Annotated in this window: 21 protein-coding genes; 15 read left to right on the top strand and 6 right to left on the bottom strand. The window is 59.6% G+C overall.

The genetic code is table 11. The annotated features are described in order from the left end of the window. Positions 1-182 precede the first annotated feature (182 nt). The 15 genes from ACM6I6_RS01835 to nuoN all read left to right on the top strand — a co-directional run bounded on the left by ACM6I6_RS01835 (position 183) and on the right by nuoN (position 18,146). Positions 183-944 (top strand): secretin N-terminal domain-containing protein, encoded by a 762-nt coding sequence (locus ACM6I6_RS01835; RefSeq protein ID WP_274074758.1) that lies wholly within the window; start codon positions 183-185, stop codon positions 942-944. Positions 945-1,420: 476 nt separating this feature from the next. Next, complete coding sequence (gene aceA / locus ACM6I6_RS01830) at positions 1,421-2,746, top strand: isocitrate lyase (RefSeq protein WP_007970439.1); 1,326 nt, start codon at positions 1,421-1,423, stop codon at positions 2,744-2,746. Positions 2,747-3,206: 460 nt separating this feature from the next. Further along, positions 3,207-3,620 (top strand): NADH-quinone oxidoreductase subunit A, encoded by a 414-nt coding sequence (locus tag ACM6I6_RS01825; RefSeq protein ID WP_007905050.1) that lies wholly within the window; start codon positions 3,207-3,209, stop codon positions 3,618-3,620. Between the two features lie 10 nt (positions 3,621-3,630). Beyond that, positions 3,631-4,305: a NuoB/complex I 20 kDa subunit family protein gene (locus ACM6I6_RS01820; RefSeq protein WP_046037844.1), complete on the top strand. Its 675-nt coding sequence runs from the start codon at positions 3,631-3,633 to the stop codon at positions 4,303-4,305. A 73-nt stretch (positions 4,306-4,378) separates the two neighbouring features. After that, positions 4,379-6,163 (top strand): NADH-quinone oxidoreductase subunit C/D, encoded by a 1,785-nt coding sequence (gene nuoC, locus ACM6I6_RS01815; protein WP_274074757.1) that lies wholly within the window; start codon positions 4,379-4,381, stop codon positions 6,161-6,163. A 2-nt stretch (positions 6,164-6,165) separates the two neighbouring features. After that, the gene (gene nuoE / locus ACM6I6_RS01810) at positions 6,166-6,663 is read left to right on the top strand and encodes an NADH-quinone oxidoreductase subunit NuoE (RefSeq protein WP_008053447.1); all 498 of its coding nucleotides are present in this window, start codon (positions 6,166-6,168) and stop codon (positions 6,661-6,663) included. Next, positions 6,660-8,015: an NADH-quinone oxidoreductase subunit NuoF gene (gene nuoF, locus ACM6I6_RS01805; protein WP_034146908.1), complete on the top strand. Its 1,356-nt coding sequence runs from the start codon at positions 6,660-6,662 to the stop codon at positions 8,013-8,015. Before nuoE ends, nuoF begins: the two co-directional genes overlap by 4 nt. Before the next feature lie 137 nt (positions 8,016-8,152). Then, on the top strand, positions 8,153-10,867 hold the full coding sequence (nuoG, locus tag ACM6I6_RS01800) for an NADH-quinone oxidoreductase subunit NuoG (protein WP_323608399.1): 2,715 nt from the start codon (positions 8,153-8,155) through the stop codon (positions 10,865-10,867). Then, the gene (gene nuoH, locus ACM6I6_RS01795; RefSeq protein WP_274074755.1) at positions 10,864-11,871 is read left to right on the top strand and encodes an NADH-quinone oxidoreductase subunit NuoH; all 1,008 of its coding nucleotides are present in this window, start codon (positions 10,864-10,866) and stop codon (positions 11,869-11,871) included. Before nuoG ends, nuoH begins: the two co-directional genes overlap by 4 nt. Before the next feature lie 12 nt (positions 11,872-11,883). Continuing rightward, positions 11,884-12,429 carry an NADH-quinone oxidoreductase subunit NuoI gene (gene nuoI / locus ACM6I6_RS01790; protein WP_007970449.1) on the top strand — a complete coding sequence of 182 codons (546 nt, stop codon included), beginning with the start codon at positions 11,884-11,886 and terminating at the stop codon, positions 12,427-12,429. A gap of 9 nt (positions 12,430-12,438) precedes the next feature. Continuing rightward, positions 12,439-12,942 carry an NADH-quinone oxidoreductase subunit J gene (gene nuoJ, locus ACM6I6_RS01785; protein WP_274074754.1) on the top strand — a complete coding sequence of 168 codons (504 nt, stop codon included), beginning with the start codon at positions 12,439-12,441 and terminating at the stop codon, positions 12,940-12,942. A 2-nt stretch (positions 12,943-12,944) separates the two neighbouring features. Next, the gene (gene nuoK / locus ACM6I6_RS01780) at positions 12,945-13,253 is read left to right on the top strand and encodes an NADH-quinone oxidoreductase subunit NuoK (protein ID WP_007946416.1); all 309 of its coding nucleotides are present in this window, start codon (positions 12,945-12,947) and stop codon (positions 13,251-13,253) included. Then, entirely contained in the window at positions 13,250-15,103 is a 1,854-nt protein-coding gene (gene nuoL / locus ACM6I6_RS01775) for an NADH-quinone oxidoreductase subunit L (protein WP_414919278.1), read from the top strand. Before nuoK ends, nuoL begins: the two co-directional genes overlap by 4 nt. A gap of 39 nt (positions 15,104-15,142) precedes the next feature. Beyond that, positions 15,143-16,675 carry an NADH-quinone oxidoreductase subunit M gene (gene nuoM, locus ACM6I6_RS01770; RefSeq protein WP_274074752.1) on the top strand — a complete coding sequence of 511 codons (1,533 nt, stop codon included), beginning with the start codon at positions 15,143-15,145 and terminating at the stop codon, positions 16,673-16,675. A 7-nt stretch (positions 16,676-16,682) separates the two neighbouring features. Then, entirely contained in the window at positions 16,683-18,146 is a 1,464-nt protein-coding gene (gene nuoN / locus ACM6I6_RS01765; protein WP_274074751.1) for an NADH-quinone oxidoreductase subunit NuoN, read from the top strand. A 299-nt stretch (positions 18,147-18,445) separates the two neighbouring features. Here nuoN and ACM6I6_RS01760 read toward each other — a convergent pair whose 3' ends face one another. From ACM6I6_RS01760 to ACM6I6_RS01735, 6 genes are all read right to left on the bottom strand, one after another. Next, positions 18,446-18,835, bottom strand: a complete 390-nt coding sequence (locus tag ACM6I6_RS01760) for a hypothetical protein (protein WP_323628011.1) — start codon at positions 18,833-18,835, stop codon at positions 18,446-18,448. Next, on the bottom strand, positions 18,832-20,244 hold the full coding sequence (locus tag ACM6I6_RS01755) for a PAAR domain-containing protein (RefSeq protein ID WP_406592017.1): 1,413 nt from the start codon (positions 20,242-20,244) through the stop codon (positions 18,832-18,834). Before ACM6I6_RS01755 ends, ACM6I6_RS01760 begins: the two co-directional genes overlap by 4 nt. After that, a complete protein-coding gene (locus tag ACM6I6_RS01750) occupies positions 20,241-20,738 on the bottom strand; it encodes a hypothetical protein (RefSeq protein WP_323628009.1) in 498 nt (165 codons plus the stop codon). The genes ACM6I6_RS01755 and ACM6I6_RS01750 overlap by 4 nt, the downstream gene beginning before the upstream one ends. A gap of 1,015 nt (positions 20,739-21,753) precedes the next feature. Continuing rightward, the gene (locus ACM6I6_RS01745) at positions 21,754-23,496 is read right to left on the bottom strand and encodes an extracellular solute-binding protein (protein ID WP_274074750.1); all 1,743 of its coding nucleotides are present in this window, start codon (positions 23,494-23,496) and stop codon (positions 21,754-21,756) included. Between the two features lie 47 nt (positions 23,497-23,543). Beyond that, positions 23,544-23,816 carry a DUF2160 domain-containing protein gene (locus tag ACM6I6_RS01740; RefSeq protein ID WP_274074749.1) on the bottom strand — a complete coding sequence of 91 codons (273 nt, stop codon included), beginning with the start codon at positions 23,814-23,816 and terminating at the stop codon, positions 23,544-23,546. A gap of 10 nt (positions 23,817-23,826) precedes the next feature. Continuing rightward, on the bottom strand, positions 23,827-24,627 hold the full coding sequence (locus ACM6I6_RS01735) for a carbohydrate ABC transporter permease (protein WP_274074748.1): 801 nt from the start codon (positions 24,625-24,627) through the stop codon (positions 23,827-23,829). Positions 24,628-24,629 lie beyond the last annotated feature (2 nt).

The following is a 24,629-nucleotide window of genomic DNA, read 5'->3' as shown; positions in this document are numbered from 1 at the left end:
ACACACTGCTATCACCCAAACCTGTAGGAGCGAGCTTGCTCGCGATGTAGGTGAACGATGACGCGTGCTGCCTGAAGCAACGTGTCGCGATCAAGTTTTTCGCGAGCAAGCTCGCTCCTACAGACATCCCAGGCCGACAAACTGGCAATATCAACATTTTGAAGCTGGCGGAGATAACGGATATGTCCCTACGCACCCTGCTCACCACACTGCTGGTGACCTGCAGTTTACCGCTCATGGCCGCCACCGAAATCGTGCCGCTGAACTACCACACCAGCGCCGACATGTTGCCGGTGGCGCAGGATTTCATCGGCAAGGACGGCCAGGTCAGCGCCTACGGCAATCAGCTGATCGTCAATGCCGATCAGCGCAAGATCGACGAACTTAAGGCCTTGATCGGTCAACTCGACACCGCGCCAAAACGCCTGTTGATCACCGTCGACACCAACGAAAACAACTCCCAAGGCAATCAGGGTTATTCGGTCAACGGCGCCAAACCGGGCCAGACCCGCATCATCAGCCACAGCACCGACAGCCGGGACGGTGGCATCCAGCAGGTCCAGGCCACCGACGGCATGCCAGCTTTGATCCAGGTAGGCCAAAGCGTACCGCTGACGAGCAGCCAGACCGACTCCTACGGCGACCTGCGCAGCCAGACCGAATACCGCAACGTCACCCAGGGCTTCTACGTCACCGCCAACGTCACTGGCGAGATCGTTCACCTGTCGATCAGCACAAACCGTGACCGAATGAGCCAGGAACGTCCCGATGTAGTGAACGTGCAAAGCACCGACACAACCGTCACCGGCCGCCTGGGCGAGTGGATCCTGCTGGCCGGGGTCAACGGTCAGACCCAGGCCGACAAACAGGGCGGGAGCCGCAGCTACTCGACCCAGAGCCGCAACGACATGACCTTGCGGGTGAAAGTCGATACTTTGGACTAAAGCCCCGAAAACTGACTGAGGAGTCGTATTAGACCAAAGATGTAGTGCCTGAAAAAAAGCACTACAAAACGTTTGACGAGCCTAAAAAGCAAAGGCATGATGGCCTCGCTCCCGCTAATCAGGGGCCCTGGCAAGGGCCTTCGAGGCGATGTTCGCATCTACCCCGCGAACCGCTTCGTGTCTGTACCGCCCACAAGGTGTGTTTGACGAGGTTGCCGACTGGAACGAAGTTGTCCCGAGGGACGGAAGCGTATTTAGGTAAACCCGGCATCACACTGAAGTTCGCACCAAGGCCCACGACGCCCGAATGCGCCCGCCAGTTCGCCCTTACCTGCTCACTTCCCCTCGAGCCCATCGTTCATCCCGTCGCCATCCCCGCCGAACCCGACTTGACCACCTAAGCTTCTGGTCAGCGAGCGCAGGAATTTTCCACCGCAGAACAACTTTTCATAAAGACGCGACGAGGTTTATCTCCCATGGCACTGACACGCGAACAGCAAATTGCAGCCCTCGAAAAAGACTGGGCTGAGAACCCGCGCTGGAAAGGCGTGACACGCACTTACTCCGCTGCTGACGTCGTCCGCCTGCGTGGCTCGGTTCAACCTGAGCACACCTTTGCAAAAATGGGCGCCGAGAAGCTGTGGAACCTGGTTACCCAGGGTGCCAAGCCAGCCTTCCGTCCTGAGAAAGATTTCGTCAACTGCATGGGCGCCCTGACCGGCGGCCAGGCTGTACAACAAGTCAAAGCCGGTATCCAGGCAATCTACCTGTCGGGCTGGCAAGTGGCTGCGGACAACAACTCCGCCGAATCGATGTACCCGGACCAGTCGCTGTACCCGGTTGACTCGGTACCGACCGTGGTCAAGCGCATCAACAACTCGTTCCGTCGCGCCGACCAGATCCAGTGGAAAGCCGGCAAGAACCCGGGCGACGCTGGCTACATCGACTACTTCGCGCCAATCGTGGCTGACGCCGAAGCCGGTTTCGGCGGCGTACTGAACGCCTACGAGCTGATGAAGAGCATGATCGAAGCAGGCGCCGCCGGCGTTCACTTCGAAGACCAACTGGCTTCCGTGAAGAAATGCGGCCACATGGGCGGCAAGGTACTGGTTCCTACCCAGGAAGCCGTACAGAAGCTGACCGCTGCCCGTCTGGCAGCCGACGTTGCCGGTACCCCGACCATCATCCTGGCCCGTACCGACGCCAACGCCGCTGACCTGCTGACCTCCGACTGCGACCCGTACGACCAGCCATTCGTGACTGGCGAACGTACCCAGGAAGGTTTCTACAAGGTGCGCGCCGGCCTGGATCAAGCCATCGCCCGCGGCCTGGCCTACGCTCCGTACGCCGACCTGATCTGGTGCGAAACTGCCAAGCCGGACCTGGACGAGGCTCGTCGCTTCGCTGAAGCGATCAAGAAGGAATACCCGGACCAACTGCTGTCGTACAACTGCTCGCCTTCCTTCAACTGGAAGAAAAACCTGGACGACGCGACCATCGCCAAGTTCCAGCGCGAACTGTCCGCCATGGGCTACAAGCACCAGTTCATCACCCTGGCCGGCATTCACAACATGTGGCACAGCATGTTCAACCTGGCGCACGACTACGCCCGCAACGACATGACTGCCTACGTGAAGCTGCAAGAGCAAGAGTTCGCTGATGCTGCCAAGGGTTACACCTTCGTGGCTCACCAGCAGGAAGTGGGCACCGGCTACTTCGACGACATGACCACCGTGATCCAGGGTGGCTCGTCTTCGGTAACCGCGCTGACCGGTTCGACCGAAGAAGAACAGTTCCACTGATCTGCTTCACTTGAGATATCAGCCGCCGCGGGCCTTATAGAAAGCTAACCGCAGCGCTGCACACCTGACGCCCCGACTGGTTCGGGGCGTTTTTTTGCCCGCAATTCCCCATACACAACAAAACCCTGTAATGCGCAAATAAGACAACTTCCCCACCCTAAACCCACTAAACAGTTTAAAAACCGGCACAAACAATATTGATTATCATTTAGCGAAAACTATGTTCGTTACATTCCTTACAAAACATAATTCCCGAAATGCCGGCTAATGCCCGCAACGCAAGGGCTACGGCGCTTTTACCGCGCGCTATGTCCTTATTCCTATAAATAATTTCGCTATAGGAATTTTACTTGCTGGGTGTTTAGCCATAAAATCAGCGGGATTGATTGCTGCGACATATCGTCACTGCTTTGTTACTTTCAAGCTCAGAGACCTTTGCTCTCTGTTAAGGATTACCAGCATGCCCGAAGCGACAGGACTCATGGCCCACAACTGGGGCTTTGCCATTTTCCTTCTAGGCGTCGGCGGCCTCTGCGCCTTCATGCTCGGTGTCTCCAGCCTACTCGGGTCAAAAGCCTGGGGCCGCAGCAAAAACGAACCGTTTGAGTCCGGCATGCTACCTACAGGTGGCGCCCGCTTGCGGCTCTCAGCCAAATTCTATCTGGTCGCGATGCTGTTCGTGATCTTCGATATCGAAGCCCTCTTTCTCTTTGCATGGTCTGTGTCCGTCCGCGAAAGCGGCTGGACCGGATTCGTCGAAGCTCTCGTTTTCATAGCAATTCTGTTGGCAGGTCTTGTCTACCTATTCCGAGTGGGCGCCCTTGACTGGGCTCCGGAAGCTCGGCGCAAGCGGCAAGCGAAGCTGAAACAATGAGGCTTTGGCAATGCAATACAATCTCACCAGGATCGACCCCGATGCTCCTAACGAGCAGTATCCGATTGGCCAGCGGGAAACCGTTTCCGATCCGTTAGAAGATCAAGTCCACAAAAACATCTTCATGGGCAAGCTCGAAGACGTGCTTAACGGCACGATCAACTGGGGGCGCAAGAACTCCCTGTGGCCGTACAACTTCGGCCTTTCGTGCTGCTACGTGGAAATGACCACCGCCTTCACGGCGCCCCACGACATCGCGCGCTTTGGCGCCGAGGTTATCCGGGCATCGCCGCGCCAGGCGGATTTCATGGTTATCGCCGGTACCTGCTTCATCAAGATGGCGCCGATCATCCAGCGTCTCTACGAGCAAATGCTCGAACCTAAATGGGTCATCTCCATGGGTTCGTGCGCCAACTCCGGTGGCATGTACGACATCTACTCCGTCGTTCAAGGGGTGGACAAGTTCCTGCCCGTGGACGTCTACGTGCCTGGCTGCCCGCCCCGTCCTGAAGCTTTCCTGCAAGGTTTGATGCTGCTGCAGGAGTCGATTGGACAGGAGCGTCGTCCGCTTTCCTGGGTCGTTGGTGATCAAGGCGTCTACCGCGCCGAGATGCCTTCGGAGAAGGAAAAGCGCCGCGAACAGCGAATCGCAGTCACCAACCTGCGCAGCCCCGACGAAGTCTGATCCAGATCTGCTTCTTTAATAGAACGAGACACTGGCTTCATTCTTTACGTTGACCGAAAGCGATAAAATAACCATGACTACAGGCAGTGCTCTGTACATCCCGCCTTACAAGGCAGACGACCAGGATGTGGTCGTCGAACTGAACAACCGTTTTGGCCCGGAGGCGTTCACCGCCCAGCCTACCCGCACCGGCATGCCGGTGCTTTGGGTTGCCCGTGCCAAACTCGTCGAAGTCCTGACCTTCCTGCGCAACCTGCCCAAGCCGTACGTCATGCTCTATGACCTGCACGGCGTGGACGAGCGTCTGCGTACCAAGCGTCAAGGGCTGCCGAACGGCGTCGACTTCTCCGTGTTCTACCACTTGATGTCGATCGAGCGTAATAGTGACGTAATGATCAAGGTCGCCTTGTCCGAGAGCGACCTCAGCCTGCCGACCGTCACCAGCATCTGGCCGAACGCCAACTGGTACGAGCGTGAAGTCTGGGACATGTACGGCATCGACTTCAAAGGTCACCCGCACCTGTCGCGCATCATGATGCCGCCGACCTGGGAAGGTCACCCGCTGCGCAAGGACTTCCCGGCCCGTGCCACCGAGTTCGACCCGTTCACCCTGAACCTGGCCAAGCAGCAGCTCGAGGAAGAGTCCGCGCGCTTCAAGCCGGAAGACTGGGGCATGAAGCGTTCCGGCCCGAACGAGGACTACATGTTCCTCAACCTCGGCCCGAACCACCCTTCGGCGCACGGTGCATTCCGCATCATCCTGCAGCTGGACGGTGAAGAGATCGTCGACTGCGTTCCGGACATCGGTTACCACCACCGTGGCGCCGAGAAGATGGCCGAGCGTCAGTCCTGGCACAGCTTCATCCCGTACACCGACCGTATCGACTACCTCGGCGGCGTGATGAACAACCTGCCGTACGTGCTCTCGGTCGAGAAGCTGGCCGGCATCAAGGTGCCCGAGAAAGTCGACGTCATCCGCATCATGATGGCCGAGTTCTTCCGGATCACCAGCCACCTGCTGTTCCTGGGTACCTACATCCAGGACGTCGGCGCCATGACCCCGGTGTTCTTCACCTTCACCGACCGCCAGAAAGCGTACACGGTGATCGAAGCCATCACCGGTTTCCGCCTGCACCCGGCCTGGTACCGCATCGGTGGCGTCGCCCACGACCTGCCGCGCGGCTGGGAAAAACTGGTCAAGGATTTCGTCGAGTGGATGCCCAAGCGCCTGGACGAATACCAGAAAGCCGCACTGGACAACAGCATCCTGCGCGGCCGGACCATCGGCGTCGCCGACTACAACACCAAGCAAGCCCTGGAATGGGGCGTCACCGGTGCCGGCCTGCGTGCCACCGGTTGCGACTTCGACCTGCGTAAGGCGCGTCCGTATTCGGGCTACGAGAACTTCGAGTTCGAAGTGCCGCTGGCCGCCAATGGCGATGCCTACGACCGTTGCATCGTGCGCGTCGAAGAGATGCGCCAGAGCATCCGGATCATCGACCAGTGCATGCGCAACATGCCGGAAGGCCCGTACAAGGCGGATCACCCGCTGACCACGCCGCCACCGAAAGAGCGCACGCTGCAGCACATCGAAACCTTGATCACGCACTTCCTGCAGGTTTCGTGGGGCCCGGTCATGCCGGCCAACGAATCCTTCCAGATGATCGAAGCGACCAAGGGCATCAACAGTTATTACCTGACGAGCGATGGCGGCACCATGAGCTACCGCACCCGGATTCGTACCCCAAGCTTCCCGCACCTGCAGCAGATCCCTTCGGTGATCAAAGGCAGCATGGTCGCGGACTTGATCGCGTACCTGGGTAGTATCGATTTCGTTATGGCCGACGTGGACCGCTAAGCATGAACAGCACGCTTATCCAGACAGACCGTTTCACCTTGAGTGAGACCGAGCGCTCGGCCATCGAGCACGAGTTGCATCACTACGAAGACCCGCGCGCGGCGTCGATCGAAGCCCTGAAGATCGTCCAGAAGGAACGTGGCTGGGTGCCCGATGGCGCCCTGTACGCCATCGGCGAGATCCTCGGCATCCCGGCCAGCGACGTAGAAGGCGTGGCGACATTCTATAGCCAGATCTTCCGCCAGCCGGTTGGCCGCCACATCATTCGCGTCTGCGACAGCATGGTCTGCTACATCGGCGGCCATGAATCCGTGGTCAGCGAAATCCAGAGCAAACTCGGCATCGGCCTGGGTCAGACCACCACCGATGGTCGTTTCACCCTGCTGCCGGTTTGCTGCCTCGGCAACTGCGACAAGGCGCCGGCGTTGATGATCGACGACGACACTTTCGGGGATGTGCAGCCAGCAGGCGTTGCCAAATTGCTCGAGGGCTACGTATGACCCTGACTTCCTTCGGTCCAGCCAACCGCATCAAGCGTTCGGCCGAGACTCACCCGCTCACCTGGCGCCTGCGTGACGACGGCGAAGCCGTCTGGCTCGACGAGTACCAGGCCAAGAACGGCTACGCCGCTGCGCGCAAGGCCTTCGCCGACATGGCCCAGGACGACATCGTCCAGACCGTGAAAGACGCAGGCCTCAAGGGCCGCGGCGGTGCAGGCTTCCCCACGGGCGTGAAGTGGGGCCTGATGCCCAAGGACGAATCCATCAACATCCGCTACCTGCTGTGCAACGCGGATGAAATGGAGCCGAACACCTGGAAAGACCGCATGCTGATGGAGCAACTGCCCCATCTGCTGATCGAAGGCATGCTGATCAGTGCCCGCGCGCTGAAAACCTATCGTGGCTACATCTTCCTGCGTGGCGAGTACACCACCGCCGCCAAGCACCTCAACCGTGCCGTGGAAGAAGCCAAGGCTGCAGGCCTGTTGGGCAAGAACATCCTGGGTTCGGGTTTTGATTTCGAGCTGTTCGTCCACACCGGTGCCGGGCGTTACATCTGCGGTGAAGAAACCGCACTGATCAACTCCCTCGAAGGCCGTCGCGCCAACCCGCGCTCCAAGCCGCCCTTCCCTGCCGCCGTTGGCGTGTGGGGCAAACCGACCTGCGTGAACAACGTCGAGACCCTGTGCAACGTGCCGGCGATCATTGCCGACGGCGTGGACTGGTACAAATCCCTGGCCCGCGAAGGCAGCGAAGACATGGGCACCAAGCTCATGGGCTTCTCCGGCAAGGTCAAGAACCCGGGCCTGTGGGAACTGCCATTCGGCGTCACCGGTCGCGAGTTGTTCGAAGACTACGCCGGCGGCATGCGCGACGGCTTCAAGCTCAAGGCCTGGCAGCCAGGCGGCGCCGGTACCGGCTTCCTGTTGCCGGAACACCTGGACGCACAAATGTACGCCGGCGGCATCGCCAAGGTGGGTACCCGTATGGGTACCGGCCTGGCCATGGCGGTGGACGACAGCGTCAATATGGTGTCCCTGCTGCGCAACATGGAGCAGTTCTTCGCCCGCGAATCCTGTGGTTTCTGCACCCCGTGCCGCGATGGCCTGCCATGGAGCGTCAAGCTCCTGATGGCCATCGAGAACGGTGAAGGCCAGCCAGGCGACATCGAGACCCTGCTGGGTCTGGTCGGCTTCCTCGGCCCAGGCAAGACCTTCTGTGCTCACGCACCGGGCGCCGTGGAGCCATTGGGCAGCGCAATCAAATACTTCCGCCATGAGTTCGAAGCCGGTATCGCGCCTGTCAGCGCCGCCGTCCCGCCTCTGGCAAGGCCGATCGTAGTCGGCGCGTAAACGCTTAAAAAAGGCGAAGGGTCCGTGCCCTTCGCTTTTCGTGCGATGACGCCTTTACCGGCTGTGTTGATTCGCGCGGATAACAAGATTCCATTAGCCACGCCCGCTGACACCGGGCCAACGAAGAACTTTGAACCATGGCCACTATCCACGTAGACGGCAAAGCGCTCGAAGTCGATGGGGCAGACAACCTGTTACAGGCATGTCTGTCTCTGGGCCTCGATATTCCGTATTTCTGCTGGCACCCTGCCCTTGGCAGCGTTGGCGCTTGCCGCCAGTGCGCGGTCAAGCAGTACACCGACGAGAACGACACCCGTGGTCGTATCGTCATGTCCTGCATGACCCCTGCCACCGACAACACCTGGATCTCCATCGAAGATGAAGAATCCAAGGCCTTCCGCGCCAGTGTTGTCGAATGGCTGATGACCAACCACCCTCACGACTGCCCGGTCTGTGAAGAAGGCGGTCACTGCCACCTGCAAGACATGACGGTAATGACCGGCCATAACGAGCGCCGTTACCGCTTCACCAAGCGTACCCACCAGAACCAGCAACTGGGCCCGTTCATTTCCCACGAGATGAACCGCTGCATCGCCTGCTACCGCTGCGTGCGCTTCTATAAGGACTACGCCGGCGGCACCGACCTCGGCGTATTCGGCGCCCACGACAACGTGTACTTCGGTCGCGTTGAAGACGGCACCCTCGAAAGCGAGTTCTCCGGCAACCTCACCGAGGTCTGCCCGACCGGTGTGTTCACCGACAAGACTCACTCCGAGCGCTACAACCGTAAGTGGGACATGCAGTTCTCGCCGAGCATCTGCCATGGCTGCTCCAGCGGTTGCAACATCTCCCCGGGCGAGCGTTACGGCGAACTGCGTCGTATCGAAAACCGTTTCAACGGTTCGGTAAACCAGTACTTCCTGTGCGACCGTGGCCGTTTCGGCTATGGCTACGTCAACCGCGAAGACCGCCCGCGTCAGCCGCTGCTGGCCAATGGTGCCAAGCTGAGCCTGGACGAAGCACTGGATAAAGCCGCCGACCTGCTGCGCGGTCGCAACATCGTCGGTATCGGTTCGCCACGCGCCAGCCTCGAAAGCAACTACGCGTTGCGCGAACTGGTCGGTGCCGAGCACTTCTACTCGGGTATCGAAGCTGCCGAGCTGGACCGCATCCGTCTGGTCCTGCAAGTGCTCAAAGACAGCCCGTTGCCAGTACCGAACATGCGCGACATCGAAGACCACGACGCCATCTTCGTCCTCGGCGAAGACCTGACCCAGACTGCTGCGCGCATGGCCCTGTCCCTGCGTCAATCGGTCAAGGGCAAGGCCGAAGACATGGCCGACGCCATGCGCGTCCAGCCATGGCTCGACGCCGCGGTGAAGAACATCGGCCAGCACGCGCTGAACCCGCTGTTCATCGCCAGCCTGGCTGAGACCAAGCTCGACGACATCGCTGAAGAGTGCGTACACGCCGCTCCAGACGACCTGGCCCGCATCGGTTTCGCCGTGGCTCACGCCCTCGACGCCAGCGCGCCTGCCGTTGAAGGCCTGGACGCTGAAGCCCTCGAACTGGCCAAGCGCATTGCCGACGCCCTGCTCGCCGCCAAGCGCCCACTGATCATCGCCGGTACTTCCCTGGGCTCCAAAGCCCTGATCGAAGCCGCCGCGAACATCGCCAAAGCCCTGAAGCTGCGCGAGAAGAACGGTTCCATCAGCCTGATCGTGCCAGAAGCCAACAGCCTCGGCCTGGCCATGCTCGGTGGCGAGTCGGTCGACGCTGCGCTGCAAGCAGTCATCGACGGTAAAGCCGACGCCATCGTCGTGCTGGAAAACGATCTGTACACCCGTACCGACAAGGCCAAGGTCGATGCTGCCCTGAGCGCGACCAAAGTGCTGATCGTCGCCGACCACCAGAAGACCGCCACCAGCGATCGCGCGCAACTGGTCCTGCCAGCCGCCAGCTTTGCTGAAGGCGACGGTACCCTGGTCAGCCAGGAAGGCCGCGCCCAGCGTTTCTTCCAGGTTTTCGATCCGAAGTACATGGATGCGAGCATCCTGGTTCACGAAGGCTGGCGCTGGCTGCATGCCCTGCGCGCGACCCTGCTGAACCAGCCGATCGACTGGACCCAACTGGACCACGTCACCGCTGCCGTCGCTTCCAGCACCTCGATCCTGAACCGCATCGTCGATGCCGCACCGTCCGCCGCGTTCCGCATCAAGGGCATGAAACTGGCCCGTGAACCGCTGCGCTACTCCGGTCGTACCGCCATGCGCGCCGACATCAGCGTGCACGAACCGCGTACCCCGCAGGACAAGGACACCGCGTTCGCCTTCTCCATGGAAGGTTACTCGGGTTCCGCCGAACCGCGTCAGCAAGTTCCCTTCGCCTGGTCTCCGGGCTGGAACTCGCCGCAGGCCTGGAACAAGTTCCAGGACGAAGTCGGTGGTCACATCCGTGCTGGCGACCCGGGCACCCGCCTGATCGAAAGCACCGGCGACTCGTTGAACTGGTTCGCCAGTGTTCCGCGCGCGTTCAACCCGGCTCCAGGTACCTGGCAGGTCGTGCCGTTCTTCCACCTGTTCGGCAGCGAAGAGAACTCTTCGAAAGCCGCGCCGGTCCAGGAACGCATCCCGGCTGCCTATGTTGCCCTGGCCAAGTCCGAAGCCGATCGCCTCGGTGTCAACGACGGTGCCCTGCTGAGCTTGAACGTGGCTGGCCAGACCCTGCGTCTGCCGCTGCGCATCAACGAAGAACTGGGCGCCGGTCTGGTGGCATTGCCTGCGGGCATCGCCGGCATTCCGCCAGCCATCTTTGGCAAATCCGTTGACGGTCTGCAGGAGGCAGCTCAATGACCTGGTTCACTCCTGAGGTGATCGACATCATCCTCGCGGTCCTCAAGGCCGTGGTGATCCTGCTCGCCGTGGTGGTCTGCGGCGCCCTGCTCAGCTGGGTCGAGCGTCGTCTGCTCGCCCTCTGGCAGGACCGTTACGGTCCGAACCGTGTGGGTCCGTTCGGCGCGTTCCAGATCGCCGCCGACATGATCAAGATGTTCTTCAAGGAAGACTGGACGCCTCCGTTCGCCGACAAGATGATCTTCACCCTGGCACCGGTAGTCGCCATGAGCGCCCTGCTGATTGCCTTCGCGATCATCCCGATCACCCCGACCTGGGGCGTGGCGGACCTGAACATCGGCATCCTGTTCTTCTTCGCCATGGCCGGTTTGTCGGTCTACGCGGTGTTGTTCGCCGGTTGGTCGAGCAACAACAAGTTCGCCCTGCTGGGCAGCTTGCGTGCCTCGGCGCAGACCGTGTCGTACGAAGTGTTCATGGGCCTGTCGCTGATGGGCATCGTGATCCAGGTCGGCTCGTTCAACATGCGCGACATCGTCGACTACCAGGCGCAGAACCTGTGGTTCATCATTCCGCAGATCTTCGGTTTCCTGACCTTCTTCATCGCTGGCGTGGCCGTGACTCACCGTCACCCGTTCGACCAGCCGGAAGCGGAACAGGAACTGGCCGACGGTTACCACATTGAATACGCCGGCATGAAATGGGGCATGTTCTTCGTCGGCGAGTACATCGGCATCGTGTTGATTTCGGCGCTGCTGGTGACCTTGTTCTTCGGTGGCTGGCACGGTCCGTTCGGCATCCTGCCGCAGATCCCGTTCATCTGGTTCGCACTGAAAACCGCGTTCTTCATCATGATCTTCATCCTGCTGCGCGCTTCGATTCCGCGCCCACGGTATGACCAAGTGATGGATTTCAGCTGGAAGTTCTGCTTGCCGCTGACCCTCGTCAACATGCTGGTGACCGCTGCGATCGTGTTGCTCAACACGCCCGCCGTCGCGGCTCAGTGAGGATAGAGAATCATGAAGTACATATTTGACATCGTGCATGGCTTCTACACCCAGCTTCGCAGCCTGGTGATGATCTTCGGCCACGCCTTCCGCAAGCGCGACACGCTGCAGTACCCGGAAGAACCGGTCTACCTGCCGCCGCGCTACCGTGGACGTATCGTCCTGACCCGCGACCCCGACGGCGAAGAGCGTTGTGTAGCCTGCAACCTGTGCGCCGTGGCGTGCCCGGTCGGTTGCATCTCGCTGCAGAAAGCTGAAACCGAAGACGGTCGCTGGTACCCGGACTTCTTCCGCATCAACTTCTCGCGCTGCATTTTCTGTGGCCTCTGCGAGGAAGCCTGCCCGACCACCGCGATCCAGCTCACGCCGGATTTCGAAATGGCCGAGTTCAAACGTCAGGACCTGGTTTACGAGAAAGAAGATCTGCTGATCTCCGGCCCCGGCAAAAACCCTGATTACAACTTCTATCGTGTTGCAGGTATGGCGATTGCCGGTAAGCCAAAAGGCTCCGCGCAGAATGAAGCCGAACCGATCAACGTGAAGAGCTTGCTGCCTTAAGGAAGAAAGATGGAATTCGCTTTCTATTTCGCATCGGGTATCGCTGTGGTGTCCACGCTTCGCGTGATCACCAACACCAACCCTGTGCACGCCCTGCTCTACCTGATCATTTCGCTGATCGCCGTGGCCATGACGTTCTTCGCCCTCGGCGCACCGTTTGCCGGTGTCCTGGAAGTGATCGCCTACGCTGGCGCCATCATGGTGCTGTTCGTGTTCGTGGTGATGATGCTGAACCTGGGCCCCGCCTCGGTTCAGCAGGAGCGCGTCTGGCTCAAGCCCGGCATCTGGCTCGGCCCGGTCGTACTCGGCGCCCTGCTGCTGGTGGAACTGCTGTACGTGCTGTTCGCCCACCAGAGCGGCCAGGCCGTCGGCCACACCACCGTAGACGCCAAGGCCGTGGGCATCAGCCTGTTCGGTCCTTACCTGCTGGTGGTCGAACTCGCCTCGATGCTGCTGCTCGCCGCAGCCGTGACGGCGTTCCATTTGGGCCGTAACGAAGCCAAGGAGCAATGACGATGCCTGCTATCCCCATGGAGCATGGTCTGGCGGTCGCCGGCATCCTGTTCTGCCTCGGCCTGGTCGGCCTGATGGTCCGCCGCAACATCCTCTTCGTGCTGATGAGCCTGGAGGTCATGATGAATGCCTCCGCCCTGGCGTTCATCGTTGCCGGTAGCCGCTGGGCGCAGCCGGATGGACAGATCATGTTCATCCTGGTGATCAGCCTGGCAGCCGCCGAGGCCAGTATTGGCCTGGCGATCCTGCTGCAACTGTATCGCCGCTTCCACACGCTCGATATCGACGCTGCCAGTGAGATGCGCGGATGAATCTTCTCTATCTGACTTTCGTATTCCCTCTCATAGGTTTCCTGCTGCTGTCGTTCTCCCGTGGACGCATCTCGGAAAACCTCGCCGCGCTGATCGGCGTCGGCTCCATCGGTCTGTCGGCGATCGTCACCGCCTACGTGATCTGGCAATTCAACGTCGCCCCGCCGGAAGGCGGCCACTACACCCAGGTGTTGTGGCAGTGGATGGCGGTGGAAGGTTTCACGCCGAACTTCGCGCTGTACCTGGACGGCCTGTCGCTGACCATGCTTGGCGTGGTCGTCGGCGTCGGCTTCCTGATCCACCTGTTCGCGTCCTGGTACATGCGCGGTGAAGCCGGTTACTCGCGCTTCTTCGCCTACACCAACCTGTTCATCGCCAGCATGCTGTTCCTGGTGCTGGGCGATAACCTGTTGTTCCTGTACTTCGGCTGGGAAGGCGTGGGCCTGTGCTCGTACCTGTTGATCGGTTTCTACTACAGCAACCGCAACAACGGTAACGCGGCACTCAAGGCGTTCATCGTCACCCGTATCGGCGACGTGTTCATGGCCATCGGCCTGTTCATCCTGTTTGCCCAACTAGGCACGCTGAATGTCCAGGAACTGCTGGTGCTGGCACCGCAGAAATTCCAGGCCGGCGACTTCTGGATGGTCATGGCCACCCTGATGCTGCTGGGCGGCGCTGTCGGTAAATCCGCGCAACTGCCGCTGCAAACCTGGCTGGCGGACGCGATGGCCGGTCCTACCCCGGTTTCGGCACTGATCCACGCCGCAACCATGGTGACCGCCGGTGTCTACCTGATCGCCCGTACCCACGGCCTGTTCACCCTGGCGCCGGAAATCCTGCATCTTGTAGGTATCGTTGGTGGTGTGACCCTGGTGCTTGCAGGTTTCGCCGCCCTGGTCCAGACCGACATCAAGCGTATCCTCGCCTACTCGACCATGAGCCAGATCGGCTACATGTTCCTGGCCCTGGGCGTGGGTGCCTGGGATGGCGCGATCTTCCACCTGATGACCCACGCCTTCTTCAAGGCCCTGCTGTTCCTTGCCTCCGGTGCGGTGATCGTTGCCTGCCACCACGAGCAGAACATCTTCAAGATGGGCGGCCTGTGGAAGAAACTGCCTCTGGCCTACGCCAGCTTCATCGTCGGCGGCGCGGCCCTGGCGGCCCTGCCACTGGTGACCGCAGGCTTCTACTCCAAGGACGAAATCCTCTGGGAAGCGTTTGCCAGCGGTAACGAAGGCCTGCTGTATGCCGGTCTGGTCGGTGCGTTCATGACCTCGCTGTACACCTTCCGCCTGATCTTCATCGCGTTTCACGGTGAAGCGAAGACCGAAGCCCACGCCGGTCACGGCATTGCCCACTGGCTGCCACTGTCGGTGCTGATCGTATTGTCCACCGCCATCGGCGCGATGATCGTTCCGCCACTGCACGGCGTGCTGCCGCAAAGCGTCGGCCATGCCGGCGGCGAAGCCAAGCACAGCCTGGAAATCGCTTCGGGCGCCATCGCCCTGGCCGGTATCCTGCTGGCAGCCTTGCTGTTCCTCGGCAAGCGTCGCTTCGTCACCGCCATCGCCAACAGCGGCATCGGCCGTTTCCTCTCGGCCTGGTGGTTCGCTGCCTGGGGCTTCGACTGGATCTACGACAAACTGTTCGTCAAGCCATACCTGGCGATCAGCCACATCCTGCGCAAAGACCCGCTCGACCAGACCATCGGTCTGATCCCGCGCATGGCCAAAGGCGGTCACACCGCCCTGAGCCGTACCGAGACCGGTCAACTGCGTTGGTACGCCGCCTCGATGGCTGCTGGTGCCGTGCTGGTCATCGGCGCTGTCGTGCTGGTAGCGGTCTGATATGAACCTTGCGAATTTGCGAAAGGAAACGAACCCGTCATGATTCTGCCTTGGCTAATCCTGATTCCCTTCATCGGCGGCCTGCTGTGCTGGATGGGTGAGCGCTTCGGCGCCACCCTCCCCCGCTGGATTGCGCTGATCACCATGTCCCTGTTGCTCGCTCTCGGCCTCTGGCTGTGGGCCAACGGTGATTATTCATTTGCCCCGGCGCCTGGCGCCGACCCGACCTGGGCGCTTGAGTTCAAGCACGTCTGGATCGAACGCTTCGGCATCAACGTGCACCTGGCCCTCGACGGCCTGTCGCTGTTGATGATCATGCTGACCGGTCTGCTGGGTGTGCTCTCGGTACTCTGCTCGTGGAAAGAGATCCAGCGTCACGTGGGCTTCTTCCACCTGAACCTGATGTGGATCCTGGGCGGTGTCGTCGGCGTGTTCCTCGCCCTCGACCTGTTCATGTTCTTCTTCTTCTGGGAAATGATGCTGGTGCCGATGTACTTCCTCATCGCGCTCTGGGGTCACAGTTCTTCGGATGGCAAGAAAACCCGGATCTACGCGGCGACCAAGTTCTTCATCTTCACTCAGGCTTCCGGCCTGATCATGCTGGTGGCGATCCTCGGTCTGGTACTGGTCAACTTCAACGACACCGGCGTGATTACCTTCAACTACGCCGACCTGTTGAAGACCAAGATGTCGATGACCACCGAGTACATCCTGATGCTCGGCTTCTTCATCGCCTTCGCGGTCAAGCTGCCAGTCGTGCCGTTCCACTCCTGGTTGCCTGACGCTCACGCCCAGGCGCCGACCGCAGGTTCCGTCGACCTCGCCGGTATCTTGCTGAAAACCGCGGCCTACGGCCTGCTGCGTTTCGCCCTGCCGCTGTTCCCGAATGCCTCGGCCGAGTTCGCGCCGTTTGCAATGGCCCTGGGCCTGATCGGGATCTTCTACGGTGCGTTCCTGGCGTTCGCGCAAACCGACATCAAGCGTCTGATCGCCTTCTCGTCCGTTTCCCACATGGGCTTCGTACTGATCGGCATCTACTCCGGCAGCCAACTGGCGCTGCAGGGCGCGGTGATGCAGATGCTGGCGCACGGCCTGTCCGCGGCGGCACTCTTTATCCTCAGCGGCCAGCTGTACGAGCGCACCCACACCCGCGACATGCGTGAAATGGGTGGCCTGTGGTCGAAGATCGCCTACCTGCCGGCCCTCAGCCTGTTCTTCGCAGCGGCGTCCCTGGGCCTGCCGGGTACCGGTAACTTCGTCGGTGAGTTCCTGATCCTGATCGGTACTTTCCCGATCGCTCCATGGGTGACCATCATCGCCACCACCGGCCTGGTGTTCGGTTCGGTCTACTCGCTGATCATGATCCACCGTGCCTACTTCGGCCCGGCCAAATCGGACGCGGTACTGCATGGCATGGACGGTCGCGAAATGATCATGGTGGTCGGCCTGGCAGCACTGCTGATCTACATCGGCGTGTACCCGCAACCGTTCCTCGATACCTCTGCCGCGACGATGCATGGCGTGCAGCAGTGGCTCGGCACCGCCTTCACTCAACTCGCTTCGGCCCGGTAAGAGCGCTATGGAATTCACGACTCAACACTTTATCGCGCTAGCGCCGTTGTTGATCACCAGCGCCACGATCATCGTGGTGATGCTGGCGATTGCCTGGCGCCGCAACCACTCCCAGACCTTCCTGCTGTCGGTGGCAGGTCTGAACCTGGCTCTGCTGTCGATCCTGCCAGCCCTGAAAGTCGCGCCTCTGGCGGTGACTCCACTGCTGCAGATCGACACCTTCGCCTGCCTGTACATGGCGCTGATCCTGGTCGCCACCCTCGCCTGTGTCACCCTCGCCCACGCCTACCTCGGCGATGGCGGTTCGGGTTACCCGGGCAACCGTGAAGAACTGTACCTGCTGATCCTGATGGCCGCCGCCGGTGGCCTGGTACTGGTCAGCGCGCAGCACCTGGCCGGCTTGTTCGTCGGCCTGGAACTGCTCTCGGTACCGGTCTACGGCCTGGTGGCCTATGCCTTCTTCAACAAGCGCTCGCTGGAAGCCGGCATCAAGTACATGGTGCTGTCGGCTGCCGGTTCCGCGTTCCTGTTGTTCGGTATGGCCCTGCTCTACGCCGACGCTGGCAGCCTGAGCTTCAACGGCATCGGCCAGGCCCTGGCGGCCACTGGTCTGCCAAGCTCCCTGGCGCAACTGGGCCTGGGCATGATGCTGATCGGCCTGGCGTTCAAGTTGTCGCTGGTACCGTTCCACCTCTGGACCCCGGACGTTTACGAAGGTGCTCCGGCACCGGTGGCAGCGTTCCTGGCCACCGCGTCGAAAGTCGCTGTGTTCGCGGTGATGGTGCGTCTGTTCCAGATCTCGCCAGCAGCGAGCAGCGGTGTGCTGAGCGACGTACTGACCATCATCGCCATTGCGTCGATCCTGTTCGGTAACCTGCTGGCACTGACCCAGAGCAACCTCAAGCGTCTGCTGGGTTACTCGTCCATCGCCCACTTCGGCTACCTGCTGATCGCCCTGGTGGCGAGCAAAGGCCTGGCCGTGGAAGCCATCGGCGTGTACCTGGTCACCTACGTGATCACCAGCCTCGGCGCGTTCGGCGTGATCACCCTGATGTCCTCGCCGTACAACGGCCGCGACGCCGATGCCCTGTACGAGTACCGCGGCCTGTTCTGGCGTCGTCCGTACCTGACCGCCGTACTGACCGTGATGATGCTGTCCCTGGCCGGTATCCCACTGACCGCGGGCTTCATCGGCAAGTTCTACATCATCGCCACCGGTGTGCAGTCGCAACAATGGTGGCTGGTCGGCTCCCTGGTACTGGGCAGCGCCATCGGCGTGTTCTACTACCTGCGCGTCATGGTCACCCTGTACCTGATCGAACCGAACCTGCGTCGCCACGATGCCCAGCTTCACTGGGAACAACGCGCAGGCGGCGTGATGCTGCTGGCCATCGCGGTACTGGCGTTCTTCCTCGGCCTGTATCCACAGCCGTTGTTGAGCCTGGTACAGCAATCGGGGCTGGCGGGTTGATCGCTTAAGCTTTATGCGGTAGAAAACAGAAACGGCACCTTCGGGTGCCGTTTTTGCGTTTGGAGTTTCAAGATCAAAAGATCGCAGCCTGCGGCAGCTCCTAAATTGGGTTCGCGTACATCCCGTAGGAGCTGCCGAAGCCTGCGATCTTTTGATCTCAATCACCATAGACGTTGGTTGTCTAGGACGAACTCTTAGCGAGCATGCTCGCGTAGGCGTAGGGGCACGCACAAACAACAACGGCACCTTTGGGTGCCGTTGTTGCGTTTGGTGCTTCAATGACAACTTGGGCTATCGAGTTATCTGAGTTCCAGTAGCACGTATGCAATCGCCATCCCGATTAGAGTGACGATCACACCCACTACAAATATGACCAAAAGACGTTTCAGGTGAGGCGGAAAGTTCTCGATATCCTCAGAGGCCACTTTGCCATAGCGGATGTAATCTTTCGGCCACACCACCATGCCGGCAATTGCAGAGAGCAGCACAAAGCCGCCAAACCAACCCTGTCTCCTCCATCCTGGCCCCCAAATGTAAATGAAGCGACTGTTTTTCAAGGATTCCATCATGGCATCCAGATGACGGTGGCTCAGATACAAGCCGTAAGCAATATTCGCTATGCCCAATAGAATAGGGCCGCCGGTGACAGTTAATGCAATCCACGGAGACCAATTGTCGATGCTGGTCACTCCTGTTTTACTTCAAATATTTTCTCACCTACGTATTCGCCCACCGTGCCGCCACCTTCTGTCCCCACCCATGCACCAACCCCTACCAACGCGGCAAAGCAAACAATGCCCCCCACTACATGCCGCCTCCCCAGTGCCAGGCAAACAGGACGACCAGCCCAGGGCACGCCCATCCCGCCCGCTATCCCACCAGCTGTGGATCCGATAAATTTTCCTCCTTCAGTAAATTTCACCTTCTCACAAGCCGCTTCAGAGTCACCAAGACAAACTTCCTGAATGGCCAGCAACGATGAAACTCCACCAATCCCAATGCCGATGTACCCCCCGGCGCCCATGTACTTCGCCGCCCGACTAATCGCATTCACATGGGTCGCGTAACCCGGTATCTGCCCTGGCGCACCAGCCTTGTCCCAGTGGTGCACCAGACTGCGACTGGAAATACCGAGCGCTGTCTTCAGCTTGGGATGATCGCCCAGGCTCGTCTGGCCACGCAGTCGAGTAGAGTTCAGCAGATGCGCATCCAGTTGGGCGAGCAGACGTGTGCGTTCGGCGAAGAACTGCGGCGATTTGAGGTGCCCGTGCTGGCGATAGCTGTCCTGATGCAGACGCTCAATGGCTTGTAGGGTGTCGCGCATTTGGGTCAGATGTTTTTCCATGACCGCCGCGCTGACGCCAAGCCAGGTTGAGGTATGGCCGGAGAAACTGGCGATTTCCGCCGCGTGGCGGAACATGAACTCCGCTTCCTCTGGTGTAAGAGGGTCGAGCGCCGCCTCGACCTGTTGCGCGGCCTGCATCAACTGGGCTTCCTGATAGGTGCAGGAGGTGTTATTCGGATCGCTCAGCACAATCAGCGAGCCGGCTTTCAAGTCGCCATACCCAGGGTTCAGTGCCTGAAACTTGCTCATCACACCCGGGTCGGGCGTAGGGAAAAGTGTCGCCTCCAACGCTTCGCGGGTCATGCTTTTGGGCACCACATAGAATCCCGGTTCTTGAGGTACCGCGCGATTGAGTATCGCAGGCGCTGGAGGGTTCGAAGGGGCGAAACCAGACTGACGTGGCGCTGCCGGTTGGCTGGTTGCAGCACTGGAAGCCGGCTGCACAACGCTCTTGCCCGCTCGCGGTGCGGAGTTAGCGCTTTGATAGGTGGCTGTGACCACGGAGGGGATCAGTCGGGCTTTGCAGGGACAATCGCTATAGCTGTCCAGCGTGCCTGCCACGGCTTTGCCATGACTGATCATGTAGGAAATCCCACCGACGATCTTGTAAGTCTTGCCGTCCTCGCCACAGGTAACCCGATCACCTTCGCGGGCATGGGCGATTCCGTACATCATGACGCCGGTATGACCATCCAGGACTTTGCCGCCACAGGTGGTCTTGTCATTCAGGCCAATGAAATGTCCTTCGTTCATTGATGCTCTACCTCTTGGATGGAGGGCAGAAAATCATCGGCCATCGCTACACCTTCCCGCCCCACTAACAAAAAACCGCTTTGTAAGGTGTTGATGATCTCGTCACCATTGCAAAGATGGCTACCGACCAGCGCCATATCGCTATGTTCTTGTCCCGCGCCCGTCACGATCTGTGCCGTACTCCCATCGGCGTACACGACGTAGTCGCCTTTCCGTGCCGCACGTACCTTCTGGCCGCTCTCTAACGTGAACTCCAAGGGAGCAGCTCCCTGCTTGATCACCCCGCCATCGCGGGTTTGACTGCCCTCGGTTGCGATTCGGTAAATGGCGTGTGCGGGATGAGCTTCCATGTATGCCTGGCCCTGGCGAACAACTGCCAGAGCTTCATCGCAATATTGCGCAAGTCGTTGTTCACTCAAGTGGGGAGCGTCAAGGCTGCGGAGAAATTCAGGAGAAACTTCGTTGGTATACAAAGTGTGCAGAGGTGCATTCATTTGCAACTTCCTTATCGTCTTCGATTTGAATTGCCTTCCCTTCTCATCTCGGCAGAAGCACTGAGCACAGAGAATATGGGCGAAGACAAATAAGACTGTGGAACGCGGAGTGAAAGCAATCCAACAGCACAAACAAATAAACGATTAGGAATTTTCGCTATTATCAACAACCAATTTCCTACAGAGACAGTTACAAAAATTAATTTTTCGCTAAAGAAATTTATACGCCCCTGTTTAATCGCTTCGAAGTGTCACTTCCTGAAAGCTATAACATCTTGCAGTATTATTTAGAGGCAAGACAGAATCCGCCGGCTTGTTCTATCGTTTGCCGATCGATGACAAAACAGAGACTGGGTTTGGTAGACCCATAGCCATATCCGGCAGAGGCTCGCCTTCACTCAGTGCTTGGCCCATGTGATCGAGGCTAACTGTCCCTGGTCCAGCAATCGGGACTGGCTGGTTGATCGCTTAGCGACATTCGGTAGAAAACACGCACGGCACCTTCGGGTGCCGTTTTTGCGTTTGGCGTATCAAGATCAAAAGATCGCAGCCTGCGGCAGCTCCTACAGGTGGATCGCATTTCAAGGTAGGAGCTGCCGCAGGCTGCGATCTTTTGATCTTTATTGCCCTCTCTTTTTTCAGGAAGTTACCTGCAGGGCGGTACGCAGTAGCTGACATTCAACAGGAGGCATTTGCCGTTAAATTTGAAGACCAGCTATCCAGAAAGAAAACCCGGTAACCGACGTTTAGGAACTGATGACATGCTTGATGACTTCGAAGGTACTCAAATCAGAGACTTCCGTCCTGCTGTCAAATGTTTGTTCGGCTGATGAAGTTTGGTGACTGGGATGGCCTCATCGCGAGCAAGCTCGCTCCCACAGGGGATCTTCTGTGGACACACTAATCGCGAACACCGCCGATCAATTGTAGGAGCAAGCTTGCTCGCGATGACGGTGGAACAGACACCAACAAAAACGGCACCTTACGGTGCCGTTAACGTTTCACAGCTCAGATATTACTTACGCGCCGCCTCCCACGATTTCAGCAGCTCGGCATAGCTCACGGTCTCACCCTGAGGCTTCTCGTTCGCCAGTTTCGGTTTCGGTGCACCCGGCTGATCGAACCAGTATTGCGCATCGCGCTCCGGGTTCATTTTCGGCGCGCAGGTGGCTTGTGCCTTCGAGCGTTCCAGACGGGACATGATCGCGTCCTGATCCTTGGCCAGGCCGTCCAGGGCTTCTTGCGGGGTTTTCTCGCCGCTCGCCGCTTCGGCGATGTGGCTCCACCACAGCTGCGCGAGACGCGGATAGTCCGGCACGTTGGTGCCGGTCGGGGTCCATTGCACGCGGGCCGGGCTGCGGTAGAACTCCACCAGGCCGCCGAGTTTCGGTGCCAGGTCGGTCATGGCTTGTGAGTTGATGTCCGACTCGCGGATCGGGGTCAGGCCGACAATGGTTTTCTTCAGCGAAACGGTTTTCGAGGTCACGAACTGCGCGTACAGCCAGGCCGCGAGTTTCTGTTTCTCAGGCGTGGACTTCATGAACGTCCAGGAACCCACGTCCTGATAGCCCAGCTTCATACCCTCTTCCCAATACGGCCCGCGCGGCGATGGTGCCATGCGCCATTTCGGCGTGCCGTCGGCGTTCATCACCGCCAGGCCCGGCTTGGTCATGTCGGCGGTGAAGGCGGTGTACCAGAAGATCTGCTGGGCGATGTTGCCTTGGGACGGCACGGGGCCTGATTCGGAGAAGGTCATGCCCGCCGCTTCCGGTGGTGCGTACTTCTTCAGCCAGTCGACGTATTTGGTGGTGGCGAACACCGCCGCCGGGCCGTTGGTGTCACCGCCGCGGGTCACGCTGGAGCCGACCGGGTGGCAATCCTCGACGCGGATGCCCCACTCGTCCACCGGCAAGCCGTTGGGGATGCCCTTGTCACCGCCACCGGCCATGGAGAACCAGGCATCGGTGAAGCGCCAGCCCAGGGACGGATCTTTCTTGCCGTAGTCCATGTGCCCATAGACACGCTTGCCATCGATTTCCTTGACGTCTTCGCTGAAGAACTTGGCGATGTCTTCATAGGCCGACCAGTTCACCGGAACGCCTAGCTCGTAGCCGTACTTTTCCTTGAACTTGGCCTTGAGGTCCGCGCGCTCGAACCAGTCGGCGCGGAACCAGTACAGGTTGGCGAACTGCTGGTCAGGCAATTGATAGATCTTGCCGTCCGGCGCGGTGGTGAAGGAGATGCCGATGAAATCCTTGATATCGAGGGTCGGCGAGGTGAAGTTCTTGCCCTCGTTGGCCATCAGGTCGGTGATCGATTCGGTCTTGCCGTAACGGAAATGCGTGCCGATCAGGTCCGAGTCGTTGACCCAGCCGTCATAGATGTTCTTGTCCGATTGCATCTGGGTCTGCAGCTTTTCCACCACGTCGCCTTCCTGCAGCAGGTCGTGGGTCAGCTTGATCCCGGTGATTTCAGTGAAGGCCTTGGCCAGCACCTTGGACTCGTACTCATGGGTGGCGATGGTTTCCGATACCACCTTGATGTTCATCCCGCGAAACGGCTCCGCCGCCTTGATGAACCACTTCAGCTCTTCGAGTTGCTGATCGGCCGTCAGGGTGGACGGTTTGAATTCACTGCCGATCCATTTCTTCGCGGCGTCTTCATAGGCATCGGCCCAGGCAGACGCGCTCAAACCGCTGAGTGCCAGCATGGCTGCCAATGAAATGCTATGTCGCAGCTTATTGTTTTTGTCGAACATAGAGACCTCCTGTTTAAGTTTCGGAGCAACATTGCCGAGCGATTCGACTAGCCCCACCGCATCACAGCCAACAGCCACACCAGGGACATCGCGAAGGCGACCCAGATGCTCCAGTCGGTCACGCCAATTACCAGCAGATGCAGGTAGGCGCTGCCGAGAAGACCGATGAACAACCGATCGCCACGGGTGGTGGCAATCGGCAAAAAGCCTCGCCGAAGGATGCTCGGCGAACGCAACTCCCAGGTGGTCATGCCCACCAGGATCAAGGCAATGACAGTGAAGAACGCCGCCGTCGGGACGGTCCAACTCATCCATTCCATCATCAGCTCCTCATACCCGGCCCAGGGCAAAGCCCTTGGCCACGTGGTTGCGCACAAACCAGATCACCAGCATGCCCGGCAGGATGGTTAACACTCCCGCCGCCGCCAGCACGCCCCAGTCGATGCCGGACGCCGAGACCGTGCGGGTCATCACCGCCGCGATGGGCTTGGCGTTCACCGAAGTCAGGGTTCGTGCCAGTAGCAGCTCGACCCAGGAAAACATGAAGCAGAAAAACGCCGTGACGCCGATGCCGGAGCCGATCAGCGGGATGAAAATCTTCACGAAGAACTTGGGAAAACTGTAGCCGTCGATGTAAGCGGTTTCGTCGATTTCCTTGGGCACGCCCGACATGAAGCCTTCGAGAATCCACACCGCCAGTGGCACGTTGAACAGGCAGTGCGCCAGGGCCACCGCGATGTGGGTGTCGAACAGACCGATCGATGAATACAGCTGGAAGAACGGCAACAGGAACACCGCCGGCGGCGCCATGCGGTTGGTCAGCAGCCAGAAGAACAGGTGCTTGTCGCCGAGGAAGCGGTAGCGCGAGAACGCATAGGCCGCCGGCAACGCCACGCTCAGGGAGATGATGGTGTTCAGGCTCACGTAGTACGCCGAGTTGATGTAACCGGTGTACCAGCTCGGATCGGTGAAGATCACCTTGTAGTTGGCCAAGGTGAAATCCTGTGGGAAAAGCGTCAGGCCGCCGAGGATTTCGCTGTTGCTCTTGAAGGACATGTTCAGCAGCCAGTAGATCGGCACCAGCAGGAACAGGATGTAGATCAGCAGTGGAACAAGCTTTCTCATGCTCATGA

The organism is Pseudomonas sp. IT-P218 (assembly GCF_949767605.1).
In the GTDB taxonomy this organism is placed as follows: domain Bacteria; phylum Pseudomonadota; class Gammaproteobacteria; order Pseudomonadales; family Pseudomonadaceae; genus Aquipseudomonas; species Aquipseudomonas putida_AE.
The sequence above is the reverse complement of the archived record's forward strand: the minus strand, read 5'-3'. Positions and strand labels throughout refer to the sequence as shown.

Excerpts from the sequence above, each read along its gene's own strand:
- nuoH (WP_274074755.1), top strand. The coding sequence starts at position 10,864 with ATGACCTGGTTCACTCCTGAGGTGATCGACATCATCCTCGCGGTCCTC.
- ACM6I6_RS01825 (WP_007905050.1), top strand. The coding sequence starts at position 3,207 with ATGCCCGAAGCGACAGGACTCATGGCCCACAACTGGGGCTTTGCCATT.
- nuoM (WP_274074752.1), top strand. The coding sequence starts at position 15,143 with ATGATTCTGCCTTGGCTAATCCTGATTCCCTTCATCGGCGGCCTGCTG.
- ACM6I6_RS01740 (WP_274074749.1), bottom strand. The coding sequence starts at position 23,816 with ATGGAATGGATGAGTTGGACCGTCCCGACGGCGGCGTTCTTCACTGTC.
- nuoJ (WP_274074754.1), top strand. The coding sequence starts at position 12,439 with ATGGAATTCGCTTTCTATTTCGCATCGGGTATCGCTGTGGTGTCCACG.
- aceA (WP_007970439.1), top strand. The coding sequence starts at position 1,421 with ATGGCACTGACACGCGAACAGCAAATTGCAGCCCTCGAAAAAGACTGG.
- nuoI (WP_007970449.1), top strand. The coding sequence starts at position 11,884 with ATGAAGTACATATTTGACATCGTGCATGGCTTCTACACCCAGCTTCGC.
- ACM6I6_RS01745 (WP_274074750.1), bottom strand. The coding sequence starts at position 23,496 with ATGTTCGACAAAAACAATAAGCTGCGACATAGCATTTCATTGGCAGCC.
- ACM6I6_RS01750 (WP_323628009.1), bottom strand. The coding sequence starts at position 20,738 with ATGAATGCACCTCTGCACACTTTGTATACCAACGAAGTTTCTCCTGAA.
- ACM6I6_RS01835 (WP_274074758.1), top strand. The coding sequence starts at position 183 with ATGTCCCTACGCACCCTGCTCACCACACTGCTGGTGACCTGCAGTTTA.
- ACM6I6_RS01735 (WP_274074748.1), bottom strand. The coding sequence starts at position 24,627 with ATGAGCATGAGAAAGCTTGTTCCACTGCTGATCTACATCCTGTTCCTG.
- nuoF (WP_034146908.1), top strand. The coding sequence starts at position 6,660 with ATGACCCTGACTTCCTTCGGTCCAGCCAACCGCATCAAGCGTTCGGCC.
- nuoN (WP_274074751.1), top strand. The coding sequence starts at position 16,683 with ATGGAATTCACGACTCAACACTTTATCGCGCTAGCGCCGTTGTTGATC.
- nuoG (WP_323608399.1), top strand. The coding sequence starts at position 8,153 with ATGGCCACTATCCACGTAGACGGCAAAGCGCTCGAAGTCGATGGGGCA.
- nuoL (WP_414919278.1), top strand. The coding sequence starts at position 13,250 with ATGAATCTTCTCTATCTGACTTTCGTATTCCCTCTCATAGGTTTCCTG.
- ACM6I6_RS01755 (WP_406592017.1), bottom strand. The coding sequence starts at position 20,244 with ATGAACGAAGGACATTTCATTGGCCTGAATGACAAGACCACCTGTGGC.
- nuoC (WP_274074757.1), top strand. The coding sequence starts at position 4,379 with ATGACTACAGGCAGTGCTCTGTACATCCCGCCTTACAAGGCAGACGAC.
- ACM6I6_RS01820 (WP_046037844.1), top strand. The coding sequence starts at position 3,631 with ATGCAATACAATCTCACCAGGATCGACCCCGATGCTCCTAACGAGCAG.
- nuoK (WP_007946416.1), top strand. The coding sequence starts at position 12,945 with ATGCCTGCTATCCCCATGGAGCATGGTCTGGCGGTCGCCGGCATCCTG.
- nuoE (WP_008053447.1), top strand. The coding sequence starts at position 6,166 with ATGAACAGCACGCTTATCCAGACAGACCGTTTCACCTTGAGTGAGACC.